Below are 12511 nucleotides of genomic sequence, written 5' to 3' on the forward strand. Positions count from 1 at the left end.
TGACGTATCCCCGACGTTGTGTCACGGGTCGCATACGGCGGCCCGGTTGGTGGCACGATGGTTCTGGCGGGGGGTGCGCGGACCGTACCTCCGGGCCGGGAGAGCGGACCGACCTAGGGTGTGATCAGTTGTGGCCATTTCACTGTCTGTGGTGCTGCTGTTGGCGATCATCCTCGTGGTCATGATCCGCGGGGGCAACATCAAGGCGGGCCCGGCCGTCATCGCCGCCCTCTTCGGCTTCTTCCTCGCCTCGACGGGCATGGCCCCGTCGATCAACCGCTTCCTGGACTCGATAGCCCAGTCCATAGACTCGATCAAGTTCTGACCCCGGCGCAGACCGCGGAGGCCGGGCCTCTGGAGGGATCGGAGCGGGCGACGGTGCATGCGCGCCGGTCGCTGCTGCCTGATCTACGGCTCACCCCACTCGGGGACGCACATCATTCTGTGAGCCGGCACCACCGGTTCGCTCGGCAACGGATCGATTCCGCGGACCCGTACGGCCACGATATCGGCCGGGATGAGGGATCGGCCGGAAGTCTCGTCAAACGCCATCTGAAGGCCTCTGGGACGTCCTTATGAGGCTGATCCGCCCGCGCTCGCGTACGCAGCCGCCGGTCTCTCCGCAGCGCAGACATGTGGACTGGTCACCATCCCGCGTCGCCCCCATGTGCCCGAGTGTGGGCGAACCTGATGGGGTCCCAGTAGGTCGCGATTTAGCCTCATTTGGCGATCAGGGAGTGCCGGGATTCATCGCGCGGCCTCTTCGAGCCACCCCGAGGGGAAGAACGGCGTGGGGATCAGTGCCGCGAATGCGATCTGAGCCATGACCTGGAACACCAGAGGTTCGCCGGCGCTGCTCGCAAGGAGCGGCCAAGCGCAGACGATCAGCGGAAGGGCAAGGAGCACACGGAACCGGACCGTCTCCATCTGGTTGTGGACCCAGACCGCGAAAACGGCGATGAACAGGGTGGGAATACCGATGATCAGCAGCATGCCCATCCCCAGCGTCATGATCTCCAGGAAGCCCTCTTTCCACCAGACGGTCTGCGAGATGGCCACCCACGCTGCGGTGTGGAGGAGCACGTAGGTAAGCGCACACCGCCCCATTCGCCCCAGGATGAAACCAAGCCTGCGGGCGGCTCCCATCTCCGTCGCCATCCCCGTCCCCCTGTCCGAGCCCCAGATTTGAACGCGTTCAACATAGTGCGCTGGTGGCCTGATGCCGGCGTCGGGACCCGTGACGGCCACTGGAAGGCAACTCCGTCGGCGTCAGAGACGGATGGAGAAGGCCCGCGACCGTGATCGGTGCGGGGCCTTTCGCCTGGTGCCCCCGGCAGGATTCGAACCTGCGACACGTCCTTGAGGAGTTCGATCACTCCTCGGCTCTGCCGGGGATCCTCTGTGCATCGCCATAACGGCATAGGTCGCCTGCAGAGCCGATTGCCCTTCTTGGCATGCAGCCCGCACCAGATCTTTCTTTCCCGTGACTGCGAAGAGGGTGCGCAGCACGGGCATGATCCGGGTGCGCGGCTCGGTGACGGAGCTGGGGCACGGAGGGCTGATCGGTCCCTGGAACGGCTGAAGGCCCAGGGAGAGGAAACCAACCTCTTACCTGGGCCTTCGGCAATCAGAGCGGGCGACGGGAATCGAACCCGCGTAGCTAGTTTGGAAGACTAGGGCTCTACCATTGAGCTACGCCCGCAGCAGCGCGCCGCAGGTCGGTGACCGCGGCACTGGAGGCATCGTAGCGGGTCGCCCGGCGCCGAGGCCAACGAGTTCGCCCCGGGAGTCGCCACGCGCCCTCGCGCGCATCGCCGAGGAGAATACGGCCGACGCGAGCGTCCCGGGCATGTACCCTACGTGTCGCACCAGACGGGGTGTGGCGCAGCTTGGTAGCGCGTCCGCTTTGGGAGCGGAAGGCCGTGGGTTCAAATCCCGCCACCCCGACCACCGACTCACGTCACCGTGATGATCGCCTTTTGGGGCGCTGAGCGGCTGCGGTTACTATGCAAGCTGCGCGCCCGTGTGCCCCGGCCCTCACGGCCTACGGACTCCTCCGGGCGGCGAATCCGCCGGACCTGTCTGGCTCCGGCAGAATCCAAGAAGTCAGCCACAAGGAGACCGAACCGTGAAGAGCGCCGTGGAGACCCTGAACCCGACCCGGGTTCGGCTCACTGTCGAGGTGCCCTTCGAGGAGCTCAAGGACAGCCTCGACGCGGCGTACAAGAAGATCAACCAGCAGGTCACGGTGAAGGGCTTCCGCAAGGGCAAGATCCCGGCCCGCGTCATCGACCAGCGGTTCGGCCGCGGTGCGGTGCTGGAGGAGGCGGTCAACGACGCGCTCCCGAAGTTCTACACCGAAGCGGTCAACGAGGCCGAGCTCAGCCCGCTGGGCCAGCCCGAGGTCGACATCACCGAGCTGAAGGACGGCGAGACGCTGAACTTCACCGCCGAGGTCGACATCCGCCCGGCCCTGGAGATCCCGGACTACTCCGGCATCGAGGTCGAGGTCGACGCCGTCGAGGTCACCGACGAGGACGTCGAGAAGTCGGTCGAGCAGCTCCGTGAGCGCTTCGCCTCCACCTCGCCGGTCGAGCGCGCCGCCGAGGACGGCGACGTCGTCACGGTCGACCTGGAGGCCAAGGTCGACGGCGAGGTGCTGGAGGACGGCATCGCCAACGGCGTCTCCTACACCATCGGCTCCGGCGAGCTGCTCGACGGCATCGACGAGGCCGTCACGGGCAAGTCCGCCGGCGAGGAGGCCACCTTCACCTCCGAGCTGAAGGGCGGCTCCGCCGCGGGCAAGGAGGCCGAGGTCACCGTCAAGGTCACCCAGGTCGCCGCCCGTGAACTGCCCGCGCTGGACGACGAGTTCGCGCAGCTCGCCTCCGAGTTCGACACCCTGGACGAGCTGAAGGCCGACAGCCGCAAGCGCCTGGCCAACATGAAGCAGTTCGACCAGGCCACCCAGGCCCAGGAGCGCGTCCTGGAGAAGCTGCTGGAGCTGGTCGAGGTCCCGGTCCCGGAGAAGCTGCTTGAGGACGAGATCAACACCCGCAAGCACAACCTGGAGCACCACCAGCTCGCCCAGATGGGCCTGACCCTCGACAAGTACCTGGAGATCCAGGACAAGACCGCCGAGGAGTTCGAGACCGAGACCCGCGAGGCCGCGGTCAAGGGCATCAAGACCCAGTTCGTCCTCGACGAGCTGGTCAAGCAGGAGAAGCTCAACGTCAGCCAGGAGGAGCTCACCGAGCACCTCATGCGCCGCGCGGCCTCCTCCGGCATGTCCCCCGACCAGTTCGCCCAGGCCGTCGTCGAGGGTGGCCAGGTGCCGCTCCTGGTCGGCGAGGTCGCCCGGGGCAAGGCCCTGGCCGTCGTGGTCGAGAAGGCCACGGTCAAGGACACCAACGGCGAGATCGTCGACCTGGACGACGAGGAGGAGGAGACCGAGGCCGCCGAGGCGCCGGAGGCCTCCGAGACCTCCGAGGAGAACGCCGAGGGCTGAGCGGGCCCCACGGCGCCTCTGAAGCGCGTACACAGGCCCCTGGGAGTGTCTCCCGGGGGCCTGCGTCGTCTCCGCGAGGGGCAGCCGACCCGAGGGGCGCGGGCTGTATCGATGTGCGGCTCCGTCGCGATGGGGCCCGGGTTCGGGCGAAGTCGGGAACTTGGGGGAGCGAACAACCCCACGCACCCGCAGCCCGACGGCAGCCGAACCACCCTCCCCGGAACCGCACCCGGCCCCCCGGCGGAGCGCTACGCCCCCGGCGAACACCGTCATCTGCGGGATTCTCCGAGGGGACCATCGCGTTAGGGTCCATGAAAGGCAGAACAATGAGACGGCCCGGCGCCGTCGTAGACGAGCAGGTGGATACGTGACGAATCTGATGCCCGCCGCCGCCGGCGAGCCTTCCATCGGTGGTGGCCTCGGCGACCAGGTCTACAACCGGCTGCTCGGCGAGCGGATCATCTTCCTCGGCCAGCAGGTTGACGACGACATCGCCAACAAGATCACCGCGCAGCTGCTGCTCCTTGCGGCCGACCCCGACAAGGACATCTACCTCTACATCAACAGCCCCGGCGGCTCGGTGACGGCCGGCATGGCGATCTACGACACCATGCAGTACATCCCGAACGACGTGGTGACGATCGGCATGGGCATGGCGGCCTCGATGGGCCAGTTCCTGCTCACCGGCGGCACCGCCGGCAAGCGCTTCTCCCTGCCGCACACGGACATCATGATGCACCAGGGCTCCGCGGGCCTGGGCGGTACGGTCTCGGACATCAAGATCCAGGCCCAGTACCTGCTGCGCACCAAGAAGACCATGACCGAGCTGACCGCGCTGCACTCCGGCCAGTCCGTCGAGACGATCCTCCGCGACGCGGACCGCGACCGCTGGTTCACCCCGGAAGAGGCCAAGGAGTACGGTCTCATTGACGAGATCATCACGCACGCCTCGGGTGTTCCGGGAGGCGGCGGCACCGGTGCCTGACCGGCCCGGCCACGCCACGCACCGCCGAGACCCCAGCCCCCCGAACGCCACCAGGACGGTGAACCCCATGAGCAACTTCCCCGGCGCCGCCAGCGGCATGTACGAAGGGCCCCGGCCCGACAACCGCTACGTCATCCCGCGCTTCGTCGAGCGCACCTCCCAGGGCATCCGCGAGTACGACCCGTACGCGAAGCTCTTCGAGGAGCGCGTGATCTTCCTGGGCGTCCAGATCGACGACGCCTCCGCCAACGACGTCATGGCGCAGCTGCTGTGCCTGGAGTCGATGGACCCGGACCGGGACATCTCGATCTACATCAACAGCCCCGGCGGCGACATGACCGCCCTCACGGCGATCTACGACACGATGCAGTTCGTGAAGCCCGACATCCAGACGGTCTGCATGGGCCAGGCGGCCTCCGCCGCGGCCATCCTGCTCGCCGCCGGCACCCCGGGCAAGCGCATGGCGCTGCCGAACTCGCGCGTCCTGATCCACCAGCCGGCGGGCTCGACCGGCCGCGGTCAGCTCTCCGACCTGGAGATCATCGCCAACGAGTTCACCCGGATGCGTGAGCAGCTGGAGAACATGCTGGCCAAGCACTCGAACCAGCCGATCGAGAAGATCCGCGAGGACATCGAGCGCGACAAGATCCTCACGGCCGAGGAGGCGCTGGAGTACGGCCTCGTCGACCAGATCATCTCCACCCGCAAGCTGAACAACTCCGCGGTCCGCTGACCCGGAGCGCAGGATTCCCGGCCCCCCTTGGCAGGGCGCACGTCAAAGTGAACCCTGCCAAGGGGGGCCCTAACACCGGGCCCGGCAAGGTACCGTCGGACATAAGGCAGCACCAGGAGCCGCTGGATTCGAAAGCGTCCAGGCGGCTCCCAGGCGAAGGGGAAGCACACCGTGGCACGCATCGGTGACGGCGGCGATCTGCTCAAGTGCTCGTTCTGCGGCAAGAGCCAGAAGCAGGTCAAGAAGCTCATCGCAGGGCCCGGTGTGTACATCTGCGACGAGTGCATCGATCTCTGCAACGAGATCATCGAGGAAGAGCTCGCGGAGACCAGCGAGGTGCGCTGGGAGGAGCTGCCCAAGCCCCGCGAGATCTACGAGTTCCTCGAAGGCTATGTGGTCGGCCAGGAGGCGGCGAAGAAGGCCCTCTCCGTCGCGGTGTACAACCACTACAAGCGGGTCCAGGCGGGCGAGAACGGCGGCGCGAGCGGCCGTGACGACGCCATCGAGCTGGCGAAGTCCAACATCCTCCTGCTGGGCCCCACGGGCTCCGGCAAGACCCTCCTCGCGCAGACCCTGGCACGCATGCTGAACGTGCCCTTCGCGATCGCCGACGCCACGGCGCTCACGGAGGCGGGCTACGTCGGCGAGGACGTCGAGAACATCCTGCTGAAGCTGATCCAGGCGGCCGACTACGACGTGAAGAAGGCCGAAACCGGGATCATCTACATCGACGAGATCGACAAGGTGGCGAGGAAGAGCGAGAACCCCTCGATCACCCGCGACGTCTCGGGCGAGGGCGTCCAGCAGGCCCTGCTCAAGATCCTCGAAGGGACCACGGCCTCGGTCCCGCCCCAGGGCGGCCGCAAGCACCCGCACCAGGAGTTCATCCAGATCGACACGACGAACGTCCTGTTCATCGTGGGCGGTGCCTTCGCCGGCCTGGAGAAGATCATCGAGGCGCGGGCCGGCGCGAAGGGCATCGGCTTCGGCGCCACGATCCTGTCCAAGCGGGAGCTGGAGTCCAAGGACGTCTTCGAGGACGTCATGCCGGAGGACCTCGTCAAGTTCGGCATGATCCCCGAGTTCATCGGCCGCCTGCCGGTGATCACCTCGGTCCACAACCTGGACCGCGAAGCGCTCCTCAAGATCCTTGTCGAACCCCGCAACGCGCTCGTCAAGCAGTACCAGCGCCTCTTCGAACTCGACGGTGTGGAGCTGGACTTCGAGCGCGAGGCCCTGGAGGCCATCGCCGACCAGGCCATCCTCCGCCAGACCGGCGCCCGCGGCCTGCGCGCCATCATGGAGGAGGTCCTCCAGGGCGTGATGTACGAGGTCCCGTCCCGCAAGGACGTGGCCCGCGTGGTCATCACGGCCGACGTGGTCCTCTCCAACGTCAACCCGACCCTGATCCCGCGGGATGCCCGGGGGCGGGGGTCCGGCGAGCAGAAGTCGGCGTAACGCCCAGGGCATACGACGGCGAAGGGGCCCCGGTCGTCCGACCGGGGCCCCTTCGTGTTCCGTGCTGGAGTTGCGGGCGTCAGGCCTTCACACGCACGTCGTTGCGGAGCTTGGCCGCGATCCCCGCCGTGTCGTCGATCGAGCCGCCGTCACCGGAGGCGATGGAAGCGACGCTGTACGCCGTGACCAGGGCGACGGTGCTGTGGTCACCCCAGATGCACACGGGCATCTTCAAGGTCTTCGGCACCCCGGATTCGCCGGAGCCGGTGGTGTCCAGCTGAGCGATCTGGCACTTCATGATGCCGTTGGACAGGCCCGCCGGGTTGACGGTCTGGGGGCTGCCGATCAGCTTGCCCTTGAAGTCGGAGCTGCTCTGATCCTTCTCGGACCCCGCCTTGGCCTTGGCGAACATGGCGTCGATGACCGCCTCGGGGTCCTTGATGGTCCCGTACACGCCCTTGAAGTTGAGGCCCTTCTTGGTGAGCCCCGTGCCGCTCTCGTAGACGCCGGTCACCTGCGTGGGGTTGTCCACCCCCCACTTCTTGAAGTCCGCGCGGTCGGAGTCGGTCAGGGTGTCGGATGAGGACCCGGAGTCGGCGGACTTCGTGTAGGTCCCGTTGATCACCTGCTGCGGTGCGACCAGCTTGTGCGGTCCGTCGTCCGCCACGCTGCTGCCGCCCCCGCCGATCACGAAGTACGCGCCCACGGCCACGGCCGCCACCACGGCCACCGCGACGATGATCAGGCCGGTCTTCTTCTTGCCACCGCCCGCCTGCGGCGCCTGCGGCATGCCGTACGGCTGCTGCTGCCCGTAGGGGCCCGGCTGCTGGCCGTACGGGTTCGGCTGCTGCGGTACGCCCTGCTGCGGGTAGCCGTAACCCGGCTGCGGCGGGGCGGCCGGCGGGGCCTGCTGGGGGTAGCCGTAGCCGGGCTGCGGAGCCTGCGGCTGCTGGCCGTACGGGCCCGGCTGGCCCGGCTGGCCGTAGGGCCCCGGCTGTCCGTACGGACCAGGCTGCCCCGGCTGGCCGTAGGGACCCGGCTGCTGGGGCGGCTGGCCGTACGGGCCCGGCTGGTTGTTGCTCATCTCTGGGTTCCCCTCCAGATGCTTATGTGTTCCACACATCCTGAACCAGCCATAGGAAACGCATGGCACCGGGGGCCGTACCGTTACAGAACAAACGCGTTTCGGGACCACCCCGTGACACCTCTAAACTGACCCCCGTGACCGAGAACGCTCAGCAGCAGCCACCCGCGCCCGACTCCGAACTGCCGACCCAGTACGCGCCGGCCGATGTAGAGGGCCCGCTGTACGAGCGCTGGGTAGAGCGCGGTTACTTCGAGGCGGACGCCAAGAGCGACAAGCCTCCGTACACGATCGTCATCCCGCCGCCGAACGTCACCGGCAGCCTGCACCTGGGCCACGCCTTCGAGCACACCCTCATCGACGCCCTGACCCGCCGTAAGCGCATGCAGGGCTACGAGACGCTGTGGCAGCCCGGCATGGACCACGCCGGTATCGCCACGCAGAACGTCGTCGAGCGCGAGCTGGGCAAGGAGGGCAAGTCCCGGCACGACCTCGGCCGTGAGGCGTTCGTCGAGCGCGTCTGGCAGTGGAAGGGCGAGTCCGGCGGGCAGATCTCCGGGCAGATGCGCCGCCTCGGTGACGGCGTCGCCTGGTCGCGTGAGCGCTTCACCATGGACGAGGGGCTCTCGCAGGCCGTTCAGACCATCTTCAAGCGCCTCTACGACGACGAGCTGATCTACCGCGCCGAGCGCATCATCAACTGGTGCCCGCGCTGTCTGACGGCCATCTCGGACATCGAGGTGGAGTACCAGGACGACGACGGCGAGCTGGTCTCGCTGAAGTACGGCGACGGGGACGACTCCGTCGTCGTCGCCACCACCCGCGCCGAGACGATGCTCGGTGACACGGCCGTCGCCGTCCATCCCGAGGACGAGCGCTACAAGCACCTCGTCGGCAAGCTCATCAGGCTCCCGCTGACCGACCGTTCCATCCCGGTCGTCGCCGACGAGCACGTCGACCCCGAGTTCGGCACCGGCGCCGTCAAGGTCACCCCGGCGCACGACCCGAACGACTTCGAGATCGGCCAGCGTCACGACCTGCCGTCCATCACGGTCATGGACGAGCACGCCGTCATCACCGTCCACGGCCCCTTCCAGGGCATGGACCGCCTGGAGGCCCGCTCGGCGATCGTCGCCGCGCTGCGCGCCGAGGGCCGGATCGTCGCCGAGAAGCGGCCGTACGTCCACTCCGTCGGCCACTGCTCGCGCTGCAAGACCACCATCGAGCCGCGCCTGTCGATGCAGTGGTGGGTCAAGGTCGGCCCGCTCGCGAAGGCCGCCGGGGACGCCGTCCGCGAGGGCAAGGTCAAGATCCATCCGCAGGAGATGGAGAAGCGCTACTTCGACTGGGTCGACAACCTTCATGACTGGTGCATCTCGCGGCAGTTGTGGTGGGGCCACCGGATCCCGGTGTGGTACGGCCCGAACGGCGAGGTCGTCTGCGTCGGCCCCGACGACGAGGCCCCGACCGGCGAGGGCTGGCACCAGGACACCGACGTCCTCGACACCTGGTTCTCCTCCGGCCTGTGGCCGTTCTCCACCCTCGGCTGGCCCGAGCAGACCGAGTCGCTCGCGAAGTTCTACCCGAACTCCGTCCTGGTCACGGGCTACGACATCCTCTTCTTCTGGGTCGCCCGGATGATGATGTTCGGCCTGTACGCGATGGACGGCACTCCGCCGTTCCACACCATCGCCCTGCACGGCATGGTCCGCGACCAGTTCGGCAAGAAGATGTCGAAGTCCTTCGGCAACGCGGTCAACCCGCTGGACTGGATGGACAAGTACGGCAGCGACGCGCTCCGGTTCACCCTGGCCCGTGGCGCCAACCCGGGCGTCGACGTCCCGATCGGCGAGGACTGGGTCCAGGGCTCCCGCAACTTCGCCAACAAGATCTGGAACGCCACCCGCTTCGCGCTGATGAACGGCGCGACGGTGGAGGGCGAACTGCCGGACGCGTCGCGGATGTCGGCGACCGACCGCTGGATCCTCTCGCGCCTGAACTCGGTCGTCGCCGAAGTCGACGCGTACTACGAGGACTTCCAGTTCGCCAAGCTGTCCGACGCCCTGTTCCACTTCGCGTGGGACGAGGTCTTCGACTGGTACGTCGAGCTGTCCAAGACGACGTTCCAGGCGGGCGGCGAGCCGGCCGAGGTCAGCAAGCGCGTCCTGGGCGAGGTCCTGGACGTCACGCTGAAGCTCCTCCACCCGGTCGTCCCGTTCGTCACGGAGACCCTGTGGACGACGCTGACGGGCGGCGAGTCGCTCGTCATCGCCGACTGGCCGCAGGACAGTGGCTTCCGTGACCAGGCGGCCGAGCGGGAGATCGAGTCGCTCCAGTCGGTCATCACCGAGGTCCGCCGCTTCCGCGCCGACCAGGGCCTCCAGCCCGGCCAGCGGGTCCCGGCCCGCCTGACCCTGGACGGTACGGCCCTCGCCCCGCACGAGGCCGCCATCCGCCAGCTCCTGCGCCTCCAGCCGGAGGGCGAGAACTTCACCGCCACGGCCACCCTCCCGGTCGCCGGCGCCGAGGTCGCCCTCGACCTCTCCGGCACGATCGACGTGGCGGCCGAGCGCAAGCGCCTCGCGAAGGATCTGGCCGCCGCCGAGAAGGAGAAGGCCCAGGCCACCGCCAAGCTCGGCAACGAGGCCTTCCTGGCCAAGGCCCCGGAGAACGTGGTGGACAAGATCCGCACGCGTCTTTCCAAGGCCGAGGAGGACATCGCCCGCATCACGGCCCAGCTGGAGAAGCTGCCGCCGGCGTAAACGGTCGTGCGTGACGCAGGCCCCCGGAGCCGTACAGCTCCGGGGGCCTTCGCCTACCCATGTCACCGGGCCTCCGTAGACTGGCCCTGTGAGCGACCTCCCGCACGAAAACGACCAGCCCGACCCCCTCGACAGCTTCGACGAACTCATCGAGGCCGAAACCACCCGCGACCCCGACCTCGCGGTGATCGAGGCCGGCAGCCGCACCCTGCGTACCCAGGGCGGCCCGCCGCAGGCAGACGTACCCGGGCGACCGGAGGACCCAGAGGTCGACAAGGCTCTCCGCGAGGTTGAGGCGGAGCTGGCCACCCGCTGGGGCGAGACCAAGCTGGAGCCCTCGGTCGCCCGCATCTCCGCGCTGATGGACGTGCTGGGCGAGCCGCAGCGCTCGTACCCCTCGATCCACATCACGGGCACGAACGGCAAGACCTCCACCGCCCGCATGATCGAGGCCCTCTTCGGCGCCTTCGAGCTGCGCACCGGCCGCTACACCAGCCCCCACGTGCAGTCGATCACCGAGCGCATCAGCCTGGACGGCGCCCCGATCTCCGCCGAGCGGTTCATCGAGACGTACCAGGACATCAAGCCGTACGTCGAGATGGTCGATGCCGCGCAGGAGTACCGGCTGTCCTTCTTCGAGGTGCTCACGGGCATGGCGTACGCCGCCTTCGCGGACGCCCCGATCGACGTGGCCGTCGTCGAGGTCGGCATGGGCGGCTCCTGGGACGCCACGAACGTCATCGACGCCGACGTCGCCGTGGTCACGCCCATCGACCTGGACCACACCGACCGGCTCGGTGAGACGCCCGCGGAGATCGCGGGCGAGAAGGGCGGGATCATCAAGCAGGGCGCGACCGTGATCCTGTCCCAGCAGCCGGTCGACGCGGCGCAGGTGCTGCTGAAGAAGGCCGTGGAGGTCGACGCGACCGTGGCCCGTGAGGGGCTGGAGTTCGGGGTCGTGGCGCGGCAGGTCGCCGTCGGCGGGCAGCTGCTCACCCTGCGCGGCCTCGGCGGTGAGTACGAGGAGGTGTACCTCCCGCTGCACGGCGCCCACCAGGCGCACAACGCGGCCGTCGCGCTCGCCGCCGTGGAGGCGTTCTTCGGCGTCGGCGCCGCGCGCGCGGAGCGGCTGGACATCGACACCGTCCGCAAGGCCTTCGCGGCCGTGTCCTCCCCGGGCCGGCTGGAGATCGTACGGCGCTCCCCGACCGTCGTGCTGGACGCCGCGCACAACCCGGCGGGCGCCGTGGCGACCGCGGAGGCGGTCCAGGAGGCGTTCGACTTCACGCGGCTGATCGGTGTGGTCGGCGCGAGCGGCGACAAGAACGTACGGGGGCTGCTGGAGGCCTTCGAGCCGATCTTCGCCGAGGTCGTCGTCACCCAGAACTCCACCGCGCGGGCCATGGACGCGGACGAGCTGGCCGGGATCGCCGTCGAGGTGTTCGGCGAGGAGCGGGTGCAGGTCGAGCCGCGGCTGCCGGACGCCCTGGAGGCCGCGATCACGCTGGCCGAGGAGGAGGGCGAGTTCGCGGGCGGCGGCGTGCTGGTCACCGGTTCTGTCATCACGGTCGGCGAGGCCCGGCTGCTGCTGGGGAAGGGCTGAGGCTCCTACGATGCGTACGCTGTGCTCCTCGACCTTGATCGGCGAGTTCTTCATCATCGGCTTCGCCGGACTGGTCGCCATGAAGGACCCGAGCCTGTCGGTGTCGACGGTGTGGCTGGTCAGCGGTGTCGCGATGCTGCTGTGCGTGCTGATGTGCGCGATGGTGACGCGTCCCGGCGGGGTGGCCCTCGGCTGGGCGCTGCAGATCGCGCTGATCGCCTCCGGTGTCTTCGTCCCGACCATGTACTTCATGGGCGCGGTCTTCGCGGGCCTGTGGTGGGCGTCGGTGCACTTCGGCCGGAAGGTGGACGAGGCGAAGGCCAGATTCGCCGCAGAGGGCTGAGCACGCCTCTTGTAACCTCGTGCCACCGCACATGT

Annotated in this window: 10 protein-coding genes and 2 tRNA genes; 9 read left to right on the forward strand and 3 right to left on the reverse strand. The window is 68.3% G+C overall.

Features of this window, described 5'->3' with window-relative positions; genetic code table 11:
• Positions 1–130 precede the first annotated feature (130 nt).
• Entirely contained in the window at positions 131–325 is a 195-nt protein-coding gene (locus O1G22_RS27905) for a hypothetical protein (RefSeq protein WP_270083840.1), read from the forward strand.
• Positions 326–747: 422 nt separating this feature from the next.
• Here the strand turns inward: O1G22_RS27905 and O1G22_RS27910 are convergent, their stop codons facing one another.
• Together O1G22_RS27910 and O1G22_RS27915 are read right to left on the reverse strand one after the other, a co-directional pair.
• On the reverse strand, positions 748–1158 hold the full coding sequence (locus O1G22_RS27910; protein ID WP_270083841.1) for a hypothetical protein: 411 nt from the start codon (positions 1156–1158) through the stop codon (positions 748–750).
• Between the two features lie 473 nt (positions 1159–1631).
• Positions 1632–1702: transfer RNA gene (locus tag O1G22_RS27915), tRNA-Gly, on the reverse strand.
• Positions 1703–1873: 171 nt separating this feature from the next.
• Here O1G22_RS27915 and O1G22_RS27920 point away from each other — a divergent pair.
• The 5 genes from O1G22_RS27920 to clpX all read left to right on the forward strand — a co-directional run bounded on the left by O1G22_RS27920 (position 1874) and on the right by clpX (position 6684).
• Positions 1874–1950: transfer RNA gene (locus O1G22_RS27920), tRNA-Pro, on the forward strand.
• A 178-nt stretch (positions 1951–2128) separates the two neighbouring features.
• A complete protein-coding gene (gene tig / locus O1G22_RS27925; RefSeq protein ID WP_270083842.1) occupies positions 2129–3508 on the forward strand; it encodes a trigger factor in 1380 nt (459 codons plus the stop codon).
• A gap of 379 nt (positions 3509–3887) precedes the next feature.
• A complete protein-coding gene (locus O1G22_RS27930) occupies positions 3888–4493 on the forward strand; it encodes an ATP-dependent Clp protease proteolytic subunit (protein ID WP_270086564.1) in 606 nt (201 codons plus the stop codon).
• Positions 4494–4560: 67 nt separating this feature from the next.
• Positions 4561–5226, forward strand: coding sequence for an ATP-dependent Clp protease proteolytic subunit (locus tag O1G22_RS27935; RefSeq protein ID WP_225100890.1), 666 nt, complete (start codon positions 4561–4563; stop codon positions 5224–5226).
• A 171-nt stretch (positions 5227–5397) separates the two neighbouring features.
• Positions 5398–6684, forward strand: coding sequence for an ATP-dependent Clp protease ATP-binding subunit ClpX (gene clpX, locus O1G22_RS27940; RefSeq protein WP_225100891.1), 1287 nt, complete (start codon positions 5398–5400; stop codon positions 6682–6684).
• Positions 6685–6763: 79 nt separating this feature from the next.
• On the opposite strand, the gene O1G22_RS27945 is transcribed toward clpX, so the two are convergent.
• Entirely contained in the window at positions 6764–7768 is a 1005-nt protein-coding gene (locus tag O1G22_RS27945) for a hypothetical protein (protein ID WP_270083843.1), read from the reverse strand.
• Between the two features lie 137 nt (positions 7769–7905).
• Here O1G22_RS27945 and O1G22_RS27950 point away from each other — a divergent pair, with 137 nt between their 5' ends.
• The 3 genes from O1G22_RS27950 (at position 7906) to O1G22_RS27960 (ending at position 12476) form a co-directional block, all read left to right on the forward strand.
• Positions 7906–10530 (forward strand): valine--tRNA ligase, encoded by a 2625-nt coding sequence (locus O1G22_RS27950; protein WP_270083844.1) that lies wholly within the window; start codon positions 7906–7908, stop codon positions 10528–10530.
• 88 nt (positions 10531–10618) lie between these two features.
• Positions 10619–12133 (forward strand): bifunctional tetrahydrofolate synthase/dihydrofolate synthase, encoded by a 1515-nt coding sequence (gene folC, locus O1G22_RS27955; RefSeq protein ID WP_270083845.1) that lies wholly within the window; start codon positions 10619–10621, stop codon positions 12131–12133.
• Positions 12134–12143: 10 nt separating this feature from the next.
• A complete protein-coding gene (locus tag O1G22_RS27960) occupies positions 12144–12476 on the forward strand; it encodes a DUF4233 domain-containing protein (RefSeq protein WP_270083846.1) in 333 nt (110 codons plus the stop codon).
• Positions 12477–12511 lie beyond the last annotated feature (35 nt).

It is taken from the genome of Streptomyces camelliae, from assembly GCF_027625935.1.
Lineage (GTDB): Bacteria > Actinomycetota > Actinomycetes > Streptomycetales > Streptomycetaceae > Streptomyces > Streptomyces camelliae.